At 62.9% G+C, this 16,374-nt stretch carries 12 protein-coding genes; 6 read left to right on the top strand and 6 right to left on the bottom strand.

Annotated features, from left to right (window positions below; all coding sequences use genetic code 11):
- Window positions 1-19: 19 nt before the first annotated feature.
- Genes ACILSE_RS05630 through ACILSE_RS05615 form a run of 4 tightly spaced genes read right to left on the bottom strand, consistent with a single transcriptional unit; the run spans window position 20 to window position 3,897 of the window.
- The gene (locus ACILSE_RS05630) at window positions 20-853 is read right to left on the bottom strand and encodes a class I fructose-bisphosphate aldolase (RefSeq protein ID WP_395716387.1); all 834 of its coding nucleotides are present in this window, start codon (window positions 851-853) and stop codon (window positions 20-22) included.
- A 40-nt stretch (window positions 854-893) separates the two neighbouring features.
- Complete coding sequence (locus ACILSE_RS05625) at window positions 894-1,988, bottom strand: iron-containing alcohol dehydrogenase (RefSeq protein WP_395716386.1); 1,095 nt, start codon at window positions 1,986-1,988, stop codon at window positions 894-896.
- Entirely contained in the window at window positions 1,985-3,208 is a 1,224-nt protein-coding gene (locus ACILSE_RS05620) for a class I SAM-dependent RNA methyltransferase (RefSeq protein WP_395716385.1), read from the bottom strand. The genes ACILSE_RS05625 and ACILSE_RS05620 overlap by 4 nt, the downstream gene beginning before the upstream one ends.
- Window positions 3,205-3,897, bottom strand: coding sequence for an outer membrane lipoprotein-sorting protein (locus ACILSE_RS05615; protein ID WP_395716384.1), 693 nt, complete (start codon window positions 3,895-3,897; stop codon window positions 3,205-3,207). The genes ACILSE_RS05620 and ACILSE_RS05615 overlap by 4 nt, the downstream gene beginning before the upstream one ends.
- A gap of 194 nt (window positions 3,898-4,091) precedes the next feature.
- On the opposite strand from ACILSE_RS05615, the gene ACILSE_RS05610 reads away from it, so the two are divergent.
- The 3 genes from ACILSE_RS05610 to ACILSE_RS05600 are packed head-to-tail and all read left to right on the top strand — an operon-like array spanning window position 4,092 to window position 7,169.
- On the top strand, window positions 4,092-5,393 hold the full coding sequence (locus tag ACILSE_RS05610) for a glycosyltransferase family 39 protein (RefSeq protein WP_395716383.1): 1,302 nt from the start codon (window positions 4,092-4,094) through the stop codon (window positions 5,391-5,393).
- A 36-nt stretch (window positions 5,394-5,429) separates the two neighbouring features.
- Window positions 5,430-6,140: a glycosyltransferase family 2 protein gene (locus ACILSE_RS05605; RefSeq protein ID WP_395716382.1), complete on the top strand. Its 711-nt coding sequence runs from the start codon at window positions 5,430-5,432 to the stop codon at window positions 6,138-6,140.
- A 60-nt stretch (window positions 6,141-6,200) separates the two neighbouring features.
- Window positions 6,201-7,169, top strand: a complete 969-nt coding sequence (locus ACILSE_RS05600; protein WP_395716381.1) for a hypothetical protein — start codon at window positions 6,201-6,203, stop codon at window positions 7,167-7,169.
- A gap of 136 nt (window positions 7,170-7,305) precedes the next feature.
- On the opposite strand, the gene ACILSE_RS05595 is transcribed toward ACILSE_RS05600, so the two are convergent.
- Window positions 7,306-9,816, bottom strand: coding sequence for a DUF1592 domain-containing protein (locus ACILSE_RS05595; RefSeq protein ID WP_395716380.1), 2,511 nt, complete (start codon window positions 9,814-9,816; stop codon window positions 7,306-7,308).
- A gap of 96 nt (window positions 9,817-9,912) precedes the next feature.
- Entirely contained in the window at window positions 9,913-11,178 is a 1,266-nt protein-coding gene (locus ACILSE_RS05590) for a DUF1552 domain-containing protein (protein ID WP_395716379.1), read from the bottom strand.
- 166 nt (window positions 11,179-11,344) lie between these two features.
- Between ACILSE_RS05590 and ACILSE_RS05585 the strand changes: the two genes are divergently transcribed.
- From ACILSE_RS05585 to ACILSE_RS05575, 3 genes are read left to right on the top strand one after another with little or no spacing between them, the layout of a single operon-like run.
- Window positions 11,345-12,961 (top strand): formate--tetrahydrofolate ligase, encoded by a 1,617-nt coding sequence (locus ACILSE_RS05585; RefSeq protein WP_395716378.1) that lies wholly within the window; start codon window positions 11,345-11,347, stop codon window positions 12,959-12,961.
- A gap of 45 nt (window positions 12,962-13,006) precedes the next feature.
- A complete protein-coding gene (locus ACILSE_RS05580) occupies window positions 13,007-15,055 on the top strand; it encodes an ABC transporter substrate-binding protein (RefSeq protein ID WP_395716377.1) in 2,049 nt (682 codons plus the stop codon).
- The gene (locus tag ACILSE_RS05575; protein ID WP_395716376.1) at window positions 15,055-16,374 is read left to right on the top strand and encodes a hypothetical protein; all 1,320 of its coding nucleotides are present in this window, start codon (window positions 15,055-15,057) and stop codon (window positions 16,372-16,374) included. The genes ACILSE_RS05580 and ACILSE_RS05575 overlap by 1 nt, the downstream gene beginning before the upstream one ends.

Here is a 16,374-nt window from a genome sequence, read left to right as displayed (position 1 = left end):
TTTCTTTTGCCCGCGTGGCTCACTTCACCATCGCCAGCGCGGCATCGACACTCACGCCGTCATGCACCATGGCCATTAAGGCGCGCGTGATGCCCTTGGGATTCGGATGCTGAATGACGTTGCGGCCATAAACGATGCCTGAAGCGCCCTGCGCGAGCAGCCCCTGCGTGCGCTCGAGGATTTCGCGGTCGCTCACGCGTCCGCCACCCCGCACGAGCACCGGGATGCCGGAAGCGGCTTCGATGACTTTGTGATAGCGACTCACGTCGTCCGTCGGATCTGCCTTGATGATGTCCGCACCGAGTTCGACGGCCTGACGAACGAGGTAGGTGATGGCGGTTTCATCGCCATTCACCATGTAGCCACCGGCTTTCTCGTTCGGCTGGAATACCAGCGGCTCCACCATCATCGGCATGCCGTAGTAATCGGCCTGCGGCTTGAGTTTGAGGATGTTTTCCACGCATTCCGCATGCACTTCAGGTGCGCCGGGGATTTGGAAGAGGTTCACGCACACGCAGGCCGCGTCGTAGCGGACGGCTTGCAGCATGCAGTCCTCGATCATGAGGCTGAAGCGGCGATTTTCGGGCAATGTCTTGCCATAGATGTTCGCCACGTCGGTGCGCAGCACGAGGCTGGGCTTTTCGCGGCCGGGAATCTCCTGCAAATGCCGCGCCATGCCGAGCGTGAGTTGGATCGCGTCCGGCGCGGCATCGACGAGCACCTGGATGACCTTCCGCATGTCCTCGATGCCTTGCAGGAAGCCGGCTTGATTGAAGAAGCCGTGATCGACGGCCACATCGAAGCAGCGGTTGGACTTGGCGTTGAAGAGGCGTTTGAGGCGGAAGGATTTCATGGTCGGGGTTTGTTAAAGCGATTCGATGTGCGGTCAACTTTCACAGCGCCGCACGAAGAATGGCGAGCAGTTCATCATGCGTGAGGGAAACGGGATTCGCCTTCATGCTGCTCGCGGCGGCGGCTTTGCGGGCGATTTCGTCGAGACCGGAGTTTTGAATGCCCCACGCGCTGAGTTTCGGGATCTGAAGACGTGCGGTGAGCGCATGAAGCCATGAAACGGCGTCACTGCCGAGCATGGTGTCGATTTGATCGAACTTGGCGCGGTTTTGAACGCGTTTCGAGTTCGCTTCCCAAACGGGAGCAAGCAATGCGGCGCAAACGGCGCCGTGCGGTGCGTGAAACATGCCGCCAATCGGCGCGGCGAAGCCATGAACGGCACCGAGGCCCGCGTTGGCGAGCGCAATGCCGCTGTTGAGGGCGCAAAGAGCCATGTCCTCACGTGCATCGAGGTTGTGGCCGTTTTGAAAGGCACGTTCGAGGGAGCGAATCGCCCGCTGGATGCCATCAAGGCACAGCGCGTCGGTCATCGGCTGCGCACGCGAGCAAACGAAGGCTTCGAGACATTGCGTGAGCGCGTCCATGCCACTGGCGGCGGTGACGTTCGGTGGAAGATCGCTGGCGAGTTCGGGATCAATCAACGCGATGCGCGGCAGCATCGAGAGATGGCGCAGGCTGGCTTTGACGCGATGCTCCTCGCTGGCGATAACGGCGTTGCGCGTGGCTTCGGCTCCGGTGCCCGCGGTGGTGGGAACGGCGATGAAGGGCAACGGCGCGGCTTCGAGCGGCTTGCCTTCGCCAATGACCTCGATGTAGCGCATCAAATCACCCGGCTGCGTGCTCATCGCGGCGATGGCCTTGCCAGCATCGACGACACTGCCGCCGCCGATGGAGACGATAACATCGGCGTTGAGCTGTTTCGCCATTTCAACGCCGATTTGGATGTCTTGTACCGTCGGCTCTCCGCAAATCGATTTGAAGCCAACATAAGGCAGCCGGGTTTCCCATTGTTGCGGGCGGCTGCCGGTGATGAGAAGTGCTCGCTGGCCGAAGTCGGCGGCGAGAGCAGGCAATTCGCGCACCGTGCCGCGTCCGAAGATGATGCGCTGGGCGGTGGCGAATTCGAAACGGTTCATCGGCTGAGCGTCATGACGCACTCGAGGTGCTTCGTCTGCGGGAAGAGATCGAATGGCTGCACGGTGCCGAGCTTGTAGCCGGCCTCCGTGAAGAGCTGCAGGTCGCGCATCTGCGTGGCGGGATTGCAGGAGACATAGACAACCCCTTTCGGGCCAAAGGCGAAGAGCTGCTGCAAAAACTCAGCGCTGCAGCCGGCACGTGGCGGATCGATGAGCACCACGGTGTCGGCTCCGGGATGCGGAACGTCTTTGAATACTTCACGGGCGTCCGCTGCAATGAAGCGGCAGTTCGTAAGACCGTTGAGTTCGGCGTTGTGCGCGGCCTTTTTGACGGCGCTTTCAGAAATCTCGACGCCAATAACCTGCTCGAAGTCGCGAGCACCGCAGACGGCAAACAACCCGCTGCCGCAGTAGGCATCGACGAGGTATTTCGCCCCCATGGCCTTCGCCTCATCGAGGGCATGACGCACGAAGCGCGGCAGGATGAAGGGATTGTTCTGGAAGAAGTCGCCCGCTTGGAACTCGAAGCGAATGCCGTCCACGTCCTCGTGCGCGATGTCGTGCGTGTTCGTGAGCACGCCGTTTTTTGCCGCACGGAGCAGCAGGGTGCCGCCGCGTTTGAAACTCGCGGCGCTGGCGCGGATGTTTTCGCGCACAGCAGGCAGCGCTTGATTGATCGCGTCCATGGCGATGTGGCAATAGGGCACATCGACAAGCGCCGCACGAGCCCCCATGCGGAGGAAGCCAATGTCCTCGATGCCATTCGCGCGTGGCTTCTGGAAGTGGGGCGTGATTTTCGAGCGATAACCAAACTCGACGGGCGATGGGATGACCTCGTTCACCGGATGCTCGATGCGCGCCATGTGCTTCAGCAGCTCGGCGACCTGGCGTCGCTTCCAGTGAAGCTGCTCGGCATACGCCATGTGCTGGTACTGGCAGCCGCCGCAGGTGCCGAAGACCGGGCACACGGGCTGAACGCGCTGCGGCGAAGGTTCGAGCACCTCGACGAGGTCGGCTTCGCTGAAGTTCTTGTGATTGCGGTAGATGCGGCAGCGCACGAGCTCGCCGGGCAGCACGAAGGGCACGAACACGACCCAGCCGCCGGCCCGGGCCACGCCCATGCCCTCGTTCGTGAGATTGTCGATCCTCACATCAAGCTGCTGATGGTACGCGAAGGGATGCGGGACGAATTTTTTTGGCGGCTCCATGCGTCCCGTCATTTCTTCTCAGGATTGTCCAGGGTCATGTAGGTCCGTGCCTTCACGTCGCCGTTGAAGGGATTGAGCGTCTCGATTTTCAACTCCTTGAGGGTGGTGGCGTTGTCCACCTTCTGCACCTTGGTGACCTGGTAGCGTTTGACGACCTTGCTGTTGCGGTCATAGGCCTCCATCTTCGCGGCTCCGCCGCTGCCCTGGTGCACCCAGATGTCCACGACGTAGTACGGGCCGTCTTTGCCTGGATTGGTGACACGCACGATCCAGCACTTCTGCGCACTGACGCGGCCCTCGCCCATGAGCTGCGGACGCGGCCAGTAAAGGAAGCGAAGAGACAAATCCTCATAATTGAAGGCCATGCCGCGCAGGCTGCTGCCATACTGGCTGCCCTGCACCTGGGATGAGCCACCTGCGCGCACTTGGTAAAGTGTGGCGGGCTCGGTGTTCAGATCGAGGTGGACGATTTCCTTTGGTTCGTTGGTGAAGAGGAAACGCATGACGCGGTTCTCCATCGTCAGTGTCAGGGGCTCGGCGCGGCCTGTGGCGTCATCGCGGAGCTGGCCGTTCATCTTGTGGTTCTGCAAAGCATAGCTGAGACGCACAATGCGGAGGATTTCCTCGGCGGTTTTCGGCTGGGCGTCCTCGGCGCGACAGACGGCGGCAAGCATCAGCGGTATGAGCAAAAGGCGTTTCATGGTCGGAGAGTGGGGAGACACCGCTTTGACAGGCACGCGGCGGTCACTATTCAATGCGCTCAACCACCATGCAGCGCCAGCGCTTTCTCTTTGCCGCCCTAGGCCTGCTCACGCTCTGGCGCTAGGCGCTGCTCCCGACGCTGGAACTCTCCCCGGACGAGGCGCTGGCCGTTTTCCGTGTGAAACACGGCGGGATGACCGGTTTTCACGAAATCGGGCCGTTGGTGCCGCTTTTCGCGAAGCTAGGCATGCTAATCGGAGGCGCGAATGAGCTCGGCGTGCGCTTTTTCGCGCCCTTGCTTGTGCTCGCGGCCTCGCTGGCCGTATGGCGGCTGATGCGCGGGATGTTTGACGCGCATATCGCAGGCTGGGCGGTGGTGATCGTCAATGTGCTGCCGTCATTCAACATTGCCGCTGTCACGCTGACCGCCTCCACGGTCGTTTTTGCGCTCGTTCCGCTTTGCGCCTTGTGCTTGCGCATCGCGCTGGCCCATGCGCGGCCGCTGCACTGGGCGTGGTGGGCGGCGGGCGTCTGCGTTTTTGGCATGGTCATGGCCCGGCCTCCTGCATTGGATGTGATGGCTGCCGTGGTGATGGTTTTCGCGCTTCCGGATCGGTTGCGGCATCACCTGCGCTCCTCGGGTTTTCTCGTGATCGCGTGTTTTTGGAGCGTAGGAGTGCTGGGTTGGCTTTGGAGCGGACCAGACATCGATTGGCCGGAGTGGCGGCTCGTTCCGAACCTGCTGCGCTGGATTGTGCTCGCCTCGCCGTTGCTGCTCACATTGTTCGTGCTGGCGGCACGCATGGCGTTTGACCGTGCCGCGCTCATGTCGCAGCGCAGCCTGCCGCTGGCCATGCTGCTGCCACTGGCCGCGCTGGATTTCTTTTTCGGGCCGAATCATCGCTGGCCGGACATGGGCGGCGCGGCGTGGATGATCTTCGCGGCGATGCTCCTCGCGCATCGCGGCACGGTGCTCGGCGGCCTGGCCATCGAGAATCGTGCGAGCCTGCGGACCATCGCGCTGGTGCTCGCTGCGCTGCAGAGCGCCTTCCTGCTGCAAAGCGATTTCCCCCGCACGCTGGGCCTGCGCCGGCCTTTTTCACGGCAGACAGGCGAAGCCTCAGACTACGCTCATTTTTTCACCGCCGATCCCTCCAGGACCATGCGTGGCTGGCGTGAGAGCGCAAAACTCGTCTCCACCACGCTGAAAGAGGCCAATCGTGAAGGCACATGGTTCCTGCTCGCCACCGACTGGCGGCTCGCCGTCGGGCTGGATCACTATCTGGGCCAAAACGAGCCGGTGAAATCGCTGGACGACGATTTGCGCGGTTTCGTCGGTCGCGGCGCGATCTTCGTCACCGACGATCCCACCGCCATCGCGCCACCGCAGGCGGTGACAGCGCGATTTGCGCGCACCGAGATCCTTTCCATCGCCCGCGTGATGCACGCGGGCAACGAGGTGCGATGGCTGAAAATCTTCACTTGCCACCCTTAACGTCTGCCCGACTTTTGCCCCCTTTTTCCCGCGCCCATGCCATCTTCTCCTGCTCTTTCCGTAGTCGTGCCCCTCTACAACGAGGAGGACAACGTCGTGGAGATGCAGCAGCAGATCGACGCCGCGCTCGCGGGACGTGATTACGAGCTCGTGCTCGTCGATGACGGCTCGAAGGACCAGACGCTCTCCCGTATCCAGCCAGGACCACGTGTGCGTGTGATCGTGTTCGAGAAAAACAGCGGCCAGAGCGCCGCCATGCACGCCGGCATTCATGGCGCAAAGGGCGATGTCATTGTCACGCTCGACGGCGACCTGCAAAACGATCCCGCCGACATTCCCGCTCTCGTCGCGAAGCTCGACGAAGGCTTCGACCTCGTCTGCGGCTACCGCGCGAAGCGCAAGGACACCGCCTTCAAGCGCCTGCAGAGCCGCATCGCGAACTTCGTCCGCTCACGCTTCGTCGGCGATCATGTGCGCGACACCGGCTGCACCTTGAAGGCCATGCGCCGCGACTGCCGCGAGGCGCTGCTGCTCTTCAACGGCATGCACCGCTTCATCCCCGCGCTCATCCGCAACATGGGCTGGCGTGTCACCGAGGTGCCGGTGAATCACCGCCCGCGCATCCACGGCGTGAGCAAGTATGGCTTCGGCAACCGCGCCCTGCGTGCCACGATGGACATGTTCGGCGTCCGCTGGCTCAACAGCCGTCGCACGCGCTACAGCATTCGTGAGGAACGGCACGGTTGATGCGTTTCTCTTGTTGACGAACGCCGCGTCAATCCGGCATGCTGGAAAAATCTTAGACGGATGAACCTGCGCGAACAACTGCGACAAACGCTTCCCGAAATCCTTCCGGATGATCCGGCGGAGGCCATCAAGGGCACCGAGCTCATTCGTCTCGTGCGCCTGCGTCTTGGGGAAGGCTACAGCGACGCCACGCTGCGTTATCATTTTTCCATCCTCAGCTACGACCCCACCTCGCCCATCGCAAAGGTCGATCAGGGCCAGGGCTACTACCGCAGGCAGAAAAAAACCGCCGGCCCGAACGGCGTCACCCGCACCAGCCTCTTCGATGAGGAAAACGAGAGCGACCAGTGCTGGTCGCGGTTCCTGCGCATGGTCGCCATTTATGAGCGCCTCAGTCTTCAGCGCTCGCGTTATCCCTTCCTCCTGAACCGCAACAGCAGCGGCGCCCCCAGCATGGAGGGCGAATGGGACATCCCCGACCTCGTCGTCGCCGACTGGGATCTCGACGCCGCCAGTGATGATGCGCCGCGTTTCGACGAGGCGATGCTCAATCTCCGCCGCCATCTCGGCGGGCCCGAGGTCAGCCTCACCGGCGTGCAGTTGAAGCTCAATGTCTCGCTCGAAAACTTCAGCGCCGACTTCTTCCAAGCCCTCAGCGCCACCCGCTGGACGCTGCAGAGCGAGATCGTCATCGCCGAAGGCCTTAATGACGAGGCGCTCGTCGATGCGCTGCGAAGCCTCGGCCATCAGTTCGGCGTCGGCATCAGCAGTCTCGGCATCCAGCTCACCCAGCTCGATGAACTCCCCTCCGCCAAGGAACTCCGCGCCATGACCGCCGCCGAGTTCGAGGCCGTGCACAATCTCCTGCGCATCCAGAAAATCACCCTGCCCACGCCTCGCCACGGCATCGACTGGCCCGCGCTCAACGCCCTGCGCAAAAAGCACGACTCCGTCGCCGACCTCGTCCGCTGGCTCTCCGACTGCCTCGCCAAAAGGCAGCCGGAATGGGTCGGTGGAGCGGTGAGGTGAGAAGAGTCAGGGTTTTAAAGCCGCACAGATCCCAAACCAGGCTTTTGCATGGATCCACGCTTCCTCGGTTGTCAGCGTCCGGTTTGGCATGCCGGGCGGCTGCCCCAATGCCGCGAAGTTCGCGTTATCCACTCGCTCACCGCGACCGGAAAATCTCGCTCATCAGGCACTCGACCATCAACGTCTTCAACCCGAGGCCTTGCTTCTTCACTTTGTCGTGGAGTTGATCGAGGGGGATGTCGTCGTTGAGCTCCATGGTGCGGCCGGTGGTGTAGGTGAGGAGCTGGCGGATGAGGTGGCGGGTGAAGAGATCGCTGCGGGTGTCGCGGATGACCTTCTTGAAGCCGGTGAAGTCGGCGTAGGTCTCGCCGGAGGGGAATTCGCCGGTGGTGTCGATGTCGGCGGGTTTGGCTTTCTTGCTGGCGGCAGGGTATTTTTTGCGCCAGCGGCCGACGGGGTCGTAGGCTTCGAGGCTGAAGCCGAGCGGGTCGATTTTGCGATGGCATTCGGCGCAGGCGGCGTCGGAGCGATGTTTGGCAAGGCGGTCGCGGATGGTGGTGGCGCCGCTGACATCGGGATCGATCGCGGGCACGACATCCGGTGGCGGTGGCGGCGGGACGCCGAGGAAATTCTCCGTGACCCACACGCCGCGGGTGACGGGCGAGGTTTCGACGCCATTCGCACTCACGGTGAGCACCGCGGCCATGCCGAGGAGGCCGCCGCGATGGTTGTTGCCCTTGAGGGTGACTTTTTGGAAGCCATCGGCGAGGCGCAGTTTGTCCTTCTCCGGCAGTTCGTAGAGTTTGGCGAGTTTCTTGTCCACGAAGGTGTGCTCGCAGTCGATGAACTGCGCGGCGCTGCCGTTGTTCTTGAGCAGATCGCGGAAAAACAGCCGCGCCTCGGCCTTCATCGAGCTGGGGAGGTCCTCGGCGTAGTAGGAGCGGAAATTTTCACGCGGCGGCGGCTGCGAGCCGAGGTCGCGGAGATTCAGCCAACTGTCGAGGAAGCCGTTCACGAAGCCGTTGATGCGTTCATCGGCGATCATGCGCTCGATTTGCTTTTTCAATTCGGCGTCCTGCGTGAGCCCGCCGGACTTCGCGGCGGCGAGCAGTGCGTCATCCGGCGGTGCGGCCCAAAGCGCATACGAGAGACGCGAGGCGAGGTCGTAGGGCTTGAGGCGCTTTTCGGATTCGTCGGTGATCTCGCTGAGATACAGAAAGCTCGGCGAGCATAGGATGAGTTTCAGCGCATCGAGCGCGGCCTGGCGCGGCGAGGCTTTTTCTGCGAGGCGTTTGTCATACATGGCCTTGATCGGCTGGCGGTCGGCCTCGGCGAGGGGGCGACGGTAGGCGCGTTCGGCGAAGGCATTCAACTGATCGAGCGCCTTGGCCTCCTGGAAGCCGTTTTTGCCAAAAACGGCCACTCCTTCGACGCTGCCATGATCTTCCGGCACCGGGCCGTGGATCACGATCTCGCTGATGCGGATGTGCGGGAGCTTGCCTTCCTTCAAAATGTGCGCACGGCCGACGCCTGAGCTGCCGACATCGCTCTTGAACTCGTCTTTGTAGCGTTTGTTAATCGTGACGACGGCGGCGCGGGATTCATACGGGCCGTTTGGGAAGATGAAGCGCGGTGTTTGCCCGGCTTCGAGCCACACGCGGAATTTGAGCCGCGTGGGCGTATTGTCCGGCACGACGGCGGTGGCGAGCACGGGCTCGATGGGCTGCGGATAGTGAATGTGACCCGCGGTGACATCGCCGGGCACGACGCCGAGAATGAAGGGCTCGGAGAAGTCGATGCCGAAGATGGCGGGATCGTAATGCGTGTCGCGATGCATCGCAGCGGCCTCAACTTCGAGGTCGTAGAGGCCGGCGACGGGCACGCCTTGCTTGAAGTCCTCGATGTGGCCGTAGCCGCCCTGGCGCGTGTCGCTGTTCGGCTGCTCGTAAATGTTGAGGTAGCGGTAGTTGAAGGCGCTTTTGTGTGAGCCCTGCAGTTCCTCGTATTGCACGAAGTGGCTGTTGAACTTCCAATCCTTCGGCGGCGTGGCTGGTTTGCCGAGACGTGCCTCGACGAGGCGGTTCGCGGACTGGAAATACTGATCGACGAGGAAGCCGGAGGTCACGAGCGATTTGCCGATCGTGTCCATGTGCTCGGTGGTCTTCTCCTTCGGAAACTGCGCCGTGAGGCCGAGCGTGTCCACGCGACGGCCAAACAGCACCGCGAGCGTGTTTTCATACTCGCGGCTGGAAAGGCGGCGCATCACCGTGCGGCTGCCGGTGCTCTGAAATTTGCCATGCGCCGCCACGGTGCCCTCGCGCAAAGCACGAATCATGGCGATGCGCTCCTCGTCGTTCGGCTGGTCGGCCTTCTTTGGCGGCATTTCCTTCAAAGTGAGCTGATCGATGATGTCGCGAGCATCAATGAGCTCGTTCACCGACTTCAGCGGCAGCACGAACTTGTCGAACGCACGATCTCCCTTCTGCACATCCGCGTCATGGCACTCCAGGCAGTATTTGCCGAGAAACTGCTTCACGAGCTTCGGCGTGTCGTCCGCGGCGTGGGACAAAGTGGTCACAATCGCGAAGCAAAGTAGCCCTCTCGCTCCGCGAGAGGAGCGTGGGGCGTTGAAAGGAGATTTCGTCATCGAAAAGAGAAAACGTGAAGAGTTGGCGGGAACGCTGAGCTCATCTTGCGGAGCAAGATGGCTACTTTGCTGGCGCATGATCGAAGCCACTCGGCATCAAGCAAACCGCCCCGTGCTGCTGCCAAACGAATCGGTTTCGACGCCCATCTTCTGAGCGATATCGACGAAGAGATTGCACAGTGGCACCTTGTTGATGCCTTCGCGGGGCACTTCGCGGAATTCGCCGTGCTTGTAGCCGCCGCCGGCGAGGAGGATGGGCAGGTCGGAGTTTTTATGCGAGTTGCCATCGCCCATGCCGCTGCCGAAAAGCACGGTCGTCGAGTCCAGCAGCGTGCGCTCGCCGTCGTTCATCTTCGCGAGGCGGGCCACAAACTTGCCGAAGTGCTCGATTTGATAGGTCTCCAGCTTGATGAGGTCGGCGATGGCCTCGGCGTCGTTGCCGTGGTGGGAGAGACCGTGCCAGTCCTTCTTGATGCCGAGGTGCTGTGGCATGAAATCGCCGCCGATCTCCAGCGTGGCGATGCGCGTGCTGTCACTCTGCAAAGCGAGCGCGATCATCTCATAGAGCAGCGGCAGGTCCTCGACCGCGTTGCGATTGGCGGGCTTTTCAAACGGTGCCTTCGGCTTCGGCTGATGCGTCCATTTTTGGCGCAGTTCGAGGCGCTTCTCCACATCGCGCACGGAGGTCAGATACTCGTCGAGCTTGTCCTTGTCCTCCTTGTTCACCTGCTTCGAGAGGCGGTTCGCCTCCTCCAGCACGGAATCGAGGATGGAGGCCTGCACCTGATTTTCCTGGGCGCGACGCGCCTGACGCTCCTTCGAGTCGGTGACGAACAGTTTTTCAAACAACTCCGCCGGATTCGTCACCGGCGGCACACGCACGCCCGACTTCGTCCACGAGATCTGGCAACCACCATGAATGCCGCCTTCCGAACCGACCGTGAGCGCCGGAAAACGCGTCTCAAAGCCCACCGCATCCGCGAGGAACTGGTCGATGGTCACATTGCCCTCGGGGCGATTTTGCGCCTCGGAGTGCAGCACGCCGGAAAGGAACGAATGCACCGCGAAATGCCCGCCCTTCACGCCGTGGTCGAGCCCGCGGAAGACCGTCATGTGATCGCGAATGCCCTCCAGCGGCTGCAACAGCGTCGTTTTCTCGTAATTCCGGCCCTGCGTGGTGGGGAAAAGGCTCTTCGTCTGGTAGCCGAGCAGGTTGCCAATCGCCACAAAGCGCCGCGCACCCATGCCCGCGCCTTTCGCGGCCTGGACGGAGCCGCCCACGGACTTCGCCATGAGCGAGGACATCCCCGGCAGTGCGAGCGTGGTGCCGAGGGAACTGAGAAGGAAATGACGACGATTCATGCAGGGTGTTTTTGGGGGCAAAAAGGTAACGATCCGGAAGACTGGATTGTTGCAGCAGAGAGCAGGCCACCGCCGTCTGAGGATCGCCTCTATTCAGAAGTTATCACCCGGGGAAAAAGTCTTTGCTTCATTCGATGCCTTGCCATCGTGCGCGCTTTCACCGCCCATGCATCCGGACATCTCCCCCGTCGCCGACGCGCTCGGCATCTCTCCCGATCATCTGATTCTTCACGGAAGGCACATGGCCAAGGTCAATTTGGCAGCGCTTCACTCGAAGCCGAGCCGTGGAAAGCTGATCCTCGTCTCCGCGATCACGCCGACGCCGGCTGGCGAGGGCAAAACGACGGTTTCGATCGGTCTGGCGCAGGGTTTGAAGAAGATCGGGCAAAATGTCGCCCTCGCGCTGCGACAGCCTTCGATGGGGCCCGTGTTCGGGCGCAAAGGAGGCGCGACCGGCGGCGGAAAAAGCAGCGTGCGGCCCGCGCATGCGATCAATCTGCATTTCACCGGCGATTTCCACGCCATCACCTGCGCGCACAACCTGCTCTCCGCCGTTATCGACAACCACCTCTTCCTTGGCGATGCGCGCCTGCCCGCCGAACGCGTGCTGTGGAAACGTGTGATGGACATGAACGACCGTGCACTGCGCAGCGTGCGCACCAGCGTCGGCAAGCCGACCGAGCGGCAGACCGGATTCGACATCACCGCGGCGTCCGAGATCATGGCGATCATGTGCCTGGCCGAATCGCTGCCAGACCTGCGCAAACGTCTCGAACGCATCGTTGTCGGCTTCACGCCGGAGGGAGAGCCGGTCTTCGCGAAGGAGTTCCGCGTCACCGGCGCGATGCTGGCGCTGCTGCGCGAGGCCTTGATGCCGAATCTTGTGCAAAGCGTCGAAGGCGTGCCGGCTTTCCTTCATGGCGGCCCGTTTGCGAACATCGCGCACGGCTGCAATTCGGTGCTCGCCACGCGCATGGCCCTCGCGCATGCCGATCTCGCGGTCACGGAGGCCGGATTCGCCTTCGATCTCGGCGGGGAGAAGTTCATGCACATCAAGTGCCGTCAAAGCGGCCTCGCCCCCGAGGCGATTGTGATCGTCGCGACCATTCGCGCCCTGAAAATGCACGGCGGCGTGGCGCTCGACGCGTTGACGCAGCCGGATGGGGATGCCTTGAAACGCGGATTGGAGAACCTCGCCGCGCATCTCGACAGCGCGGCGAAGTTTGAGCGGCCGGTCATCGTCGCGCTCAATCGTTTCCACACGGATGACGACGCGGAGATCGCCCTCGTGCATGAATTCTGCGCCGGGCGCGGAGTTCACAGCGCCACGGCCGATGTTTTCGCGCAAGGCGGCGACGGAGCCATCCAGCTCGCGGAAAGAGTGCTCGCCGCCTTGCCGCAGGAGTCCACACCGCTGCCGTTTCTCTATCAAACCGAAGACAGCGTCGAGGCGAAGCTCCACGCCATCGCCACGAAGATCTATGGCGCGGACGGCGTGCAGCTCACCGACGAGGCAAAGGAAAAGCTCGCGCTCTTTGCCCGCAGCGGCTTCGACAAGTTGCCTATCTGCATGGCGAAGACCCAGGACAGCCTCTCCGACGACGCGAAAAAGCGCGGACGGCCACGCGGCTTCACCATCACCGTGCGTGACTTTGAAATCGCCAACGGCGCCGGCTTCCTCGTCGCGCTCACCGGCACGATGATGCGCATGCCCGCGCTGCCGAAGGTGCCTGCCGCCGAGCGCATCCAGGTCACCGATGACGGCATCATGAGCGGGATCTAGCGATGTCTTGCCCGCGTGACGGGCACGCTTTAGCATCGGCAGCGCATGATCCTGGCCCGCACGTTTATTTTCGGCTTCCCGCTGCTCGTCGGGGCGCTGGCGTGGTGGTCAGCGGAGGTTGCCACCCGCAGCCGTGCGCGCCAAACGGGCGGCATCGTGGTCATGCTGCCGCAAAACGCGCCCGTGCTGAACCCTTTCCTGCCCGCGACGGAGGTGGAGCGCGAGATCACCGACCTCGTTTACGAGCCGCTGCTGCGCATCGGAACGGACGGCGCGTTGCAGCCGGCTCTGGCCGAATTATGGCGCTGGACGCAGGATGTGACCTGCTGGTTCGCGGACGAGGCGACGGCGAAACAGGCGCAGGAGCGTTTGCAGTCGCAGATCGGCGTAAAAAACCTCTGGGCGAATTGGAAGCTTAGTTCCGCCCGCGTGCAGGGAAACGCGCTGCTGCTCAATTTCAGCGAAACAGCCACCGCAGGCGTGCAAAACGCGCTGGAGGTCATCGCGGACCTGCATCCGCAGCCCGCCGCGTTCTGGCGTGTCGAGTGCCATGCGCCTTTGCGCGCCGCGTGGGAACATTTCATGGCATCCTCTCCCCAGGCGAGGCAGATCCAGCGCGTGTGGTTCGACGGCGCAAACGCATGTGAGATCGTCGTGGTCGGCCCGGCGCAGGATGTGCTCGATGACATGCGCGGCGCGCTCAACACCGCGACGAAGGAGACCTGCGCGCTCCATTTGCTGGGCGAACTCGGCGCTCTGGTGGAGCCGGTGCTCGACCTCGACATCCGCCCTGGCCAGAACTGGCACGATGGCACACCTGTCACCGCCGAGGATGCGCGCTCCACGCTCGAATTCCTGCGTGGCAATGACTGGCCGCTGCCAAACCGCGAGGCGCTGAGGCACATCCAGTCGCTTGAATCGCGAAAAAACGGCGCGCAACTGCATGTGACCTTCCGCAGACGCTACGGTCCGGCGCTGGGCATGTTCGCCGATCTGCCGGTGCTGCCCGCAGGGTGGTTGCGTGTCCACCCAGATGCGAAGGAGGCCGATTTCATCCGCGAATCGCCGCCAGGAGCCGGAAGTTACCGCATCACGGCGCGGGACGCGCATTCGCTCATTCTCGTGCCCGCGCGGCGTGAGGCCGGGACACCGCGCTTCCTGTTTAACTTCTCCGCGTCGCCGTTGATGACGCAGATCGGCGTGCGCACGCGCACGGTCGATCTCGTGTGGCCCGCCGCGGCCGCGGACCGCGCGCATTTCACGCAATTGCAATTCACCACGCCACGGCAACGACTCGTCGTGCTCTGGAACACGCGGCATGACGTTTTGAAAAACGTACGCTTTCGCGAGGCGCTGGCGCTGGCGACGGACATCGACGATCTCGTGCGCAGGGTGCCCGGCCGTCTCGGTCACGCGGATGCGAGCTTGTTCGCGCCCGGCCTGTGGTTCAGCACAAGAGCGGAGAAGGTGCCGTTCGCGCTGGAAAAGGCGCGCCAGATTCTCACGGATGAAGGCTGGCCGCGTGATGTGAGCGGTGTGGCGCGGCGCGGTGACCGCGCCTTCGAGTTCACGCTGCTCGTGCCCTCCACGGATGTGATGCACATGCGCACGGCGGAACGTCTGGCAGCGCAGTGGTTTGAAGCGGGTGCCAAAATCAAGATCGAGCATGTCCAAGACGCACGCCTGCTCGCGCAACGGCTGCAGGAGCATCGTTTCGACGCGGTGCTGCTGGACCAGCGCTTCGAGGTGTCTTGGGATCAACTGCCGTGGTGGCACTCCTCGCAGGCGAATCCCGGCGGAACGAATTTCTGCGGCATCGCCGATCCGCAGATCGACCTCCAGCTTGAGGCGCTGGGGGGCGAATTCGATCCCGCGCGCGTGCCGGAGCGTGTGCGCGGGCTGGAGTCGCGCCTGCTGCCGCTGCACCCGCTGCTCACGCTCTTCACCACGCACGACGAGGCCGCCGCCGCGCCTTCGCTGCAGGACATGAGTCCGGCTGCCGGATCATCCTGGACCCTGCGCAAGCTGGCGCTTGCGACGCGGCGGACTCCCACCGCGCCTGTGGTCGATCTCAAACTGCGCACGGCCGACTGATGATCTCGCAGCCTTTCTCACCCCCGCCCCGCTGGTTGCCGCTGCGTCTGCTGCTCGGCGGCTTGATCGCGGGCCTGGCGATGCGGGGTCTGCTCCATCACGAGTGGAGCCTGGTGATGCCCGCACGCCTTGATGAGCTCATGGTGCGTTGTGGTCACAGTTTGGTCGTTCTTATCGTCGCGTTGTCACTGGCGCTGAGCCTTGGACTGGCAGCAGGGATGCTGGCACGGCAAACTGGCCCGCTGATGGAAAAAATCATCGCGCTGCCGGGGCGCATGCTCGCCTGCCTGCCTGTCGCGGCGCTGACGTGGGTTTTTGTCGGCATCTGGACCGGGCAGAACGGCCGGCCGGTCGAAACACTGCTCCCTGCGCTGCTGCCGGAGGTTGAGACGCCGTGGCAGATCGCGCTGGCGCGCGTGCTGTGGGAGTTTCTGGCCCCGGCGCTGCTGCTGGCCGTGCCGCTGACAGGCGAAGTCGTGCATTGCGTGATCAACGACGCGCGCGCCACGATGAACCTCGATTTTTCCCTGCGCGCGCGCGGTGTGGCGGCAGTCGCACGGCTCTGGCGGCATCATCTGAGCCAGTTGCTGCCGCTGCTCAGCGTGCGCATGCAATCGTTGTGCCTCGCCGCGCCCGTTTACCTCATCGTGATCGAAGATGTGCTGCATTTCATGGGCTGGGGCGGCTGGATGGCTCATGCTCTGCGCACAGGGGATGTGGACGGTATCGCGGAAGGTTTTTACAGCGGAGGAATGATGATGGCGCTGCTCTGCGTGCTCGCACGGCTGGCGGGAGGAAGCTGGAAGACCATGCGGAGGGGGCTTTGGGCGTTGTCATGGCAGCCGTGGCCGCTTTGGGCGCTGGGACTGATGCTGCTGCCCTCGCTGGCGGCGATGAACTGGATCGTTTTGTGGGCCGCCGTGCTCGTCGCCAGCAGCGCGGGCTGGCATCGTGCCTGGAACGAGATCGAAGCCACCATCCCTGTTGATGCGGCTCGTGTGCTCGGCGCACCGGAAGGCATGATCTGGCTCAAGCACATCGCTCCATTGCAGCTCCGCATGCTGGCGGCGTGGTTTTGCAGCATGCTCGCGCAGACGTTGCTATGGATCGCGCTGGCCTGCACGCTGCAGCCCGATTTCTCTGACAAACTCGTCGGACCGCTGGCCGCGTGGTGCCGCCCGCTGGCAATCGCCACGATGCAGGAAGCCGCCGCAACATTAACCGACCCGACCGCGATTGTGCGCGCCGGAGGCGGCATTGCGCTTGCCGCCTTGTGTTTGATCCAAGTCAGCCGCATCGTTCAACCAAGACCCACCTGA

Source organism: Prosthecobacter sp. (assembly GCF_044236155.1).
In the GTDB taxonomy this organism is placed as follows: Bacteria; Verrucomicrobiota; Verrucomicrobiia; order Verrucomicrobiales; family Verrucomicrobiaceae; genus Prosthecobacter.
Note: the sequence above shows the minus strand (reverse complement) of the source record. Positions and strands in the feature narration are given on the sequence as shown.

Bases quoted from the DNA above. Each gene is read 5' to 3' on its own strand.
- ACILSE_RS05595 (WP_395716380.1), bottom strand. From the start codon at position 9,816: ATGACGAAATCTCCTTTCAACGCCCCACGCTCCTCTCGCGGAGCGAGA.
- ACILSE_RS05580 (WP_395716377.1), top strand. From the start codon at position 13,007: ATGATCCTGGCCCGCACGTTTATTTTCGGCTTCCCGCTGCTCGTCGGG.
- ACILSE_RS05575 (WP_395716376.1), top strand. From the start codon at position 15,055: ATGATCTCGCAGCCTTTCTCACCCCCGCCCCGCTGGTTGCCGCTGCGT.
- ACILSE_RS05615 (WP_395716384.1), bottom strand. From the start codon at position 3,897: ATGAAACGCCTTTTGCTCATACCGCTGATGCTTGCCGCCGTCTGTCGC.
- ACILSE_RS05605 (WP_395716382.1), top strand. From the start codon at position 5,430: ATGCCATCTTCTCCTGCTCTTTCCGTAGTCGTGCCCCTCTACAACGAG.
- ACILSE_RS05585 (WP_395716378.1), top strand. From the start codon at position 11,345: ATGCATCCGGACATCTCCCCCGTCGCCGACGCGCTCGGCATCTCTCCC.
- ACILSE_RS05590 (WP_395716379.1), bottom strand. From the start codon at position 11,178: ATGAATCGTCGTCATTTCCTTCTCAGTTCCCTCGGCACCACGCTCGCA.
- ACILSE_RS05600 (WP_395716381.1), top strand. From the start codon at position 6,201: ATGAACCTGCGCGAACAACTGCGACAAACGCTTCCCGAAATCCTTCCG.
- ACILSE_RS05610 (WP_395716383.1), top strand. From the start codon at position 4,092: ATGACCGGTTTTCACGAAATCGGGCCGTTGGTGCCGCTTTTCGCGAAG.
- ACILSE_RS05620 (WP_395716385.1), bottom strand. From the start codon at position 3,208: ATGACGGGACGCATGGAGCCGCCAAAAAAATTCGTCCCGCATCCCTTC.
- ACILSE_RS05630 (WP_395716387.1), bottom strand. From the start codon at position 853: ATGAAATCCTTCCGCCTCAAACGCCTCTTCAACGCCAAGTCCAACCGC.
- ACILSE_RS05625 (WP_395716386.1), bottom strand. From the start codon at position 1,988: ATGAACCGTTTCGAATTCGCCACCGCCCAGCGCATCATCTTCGGACGC.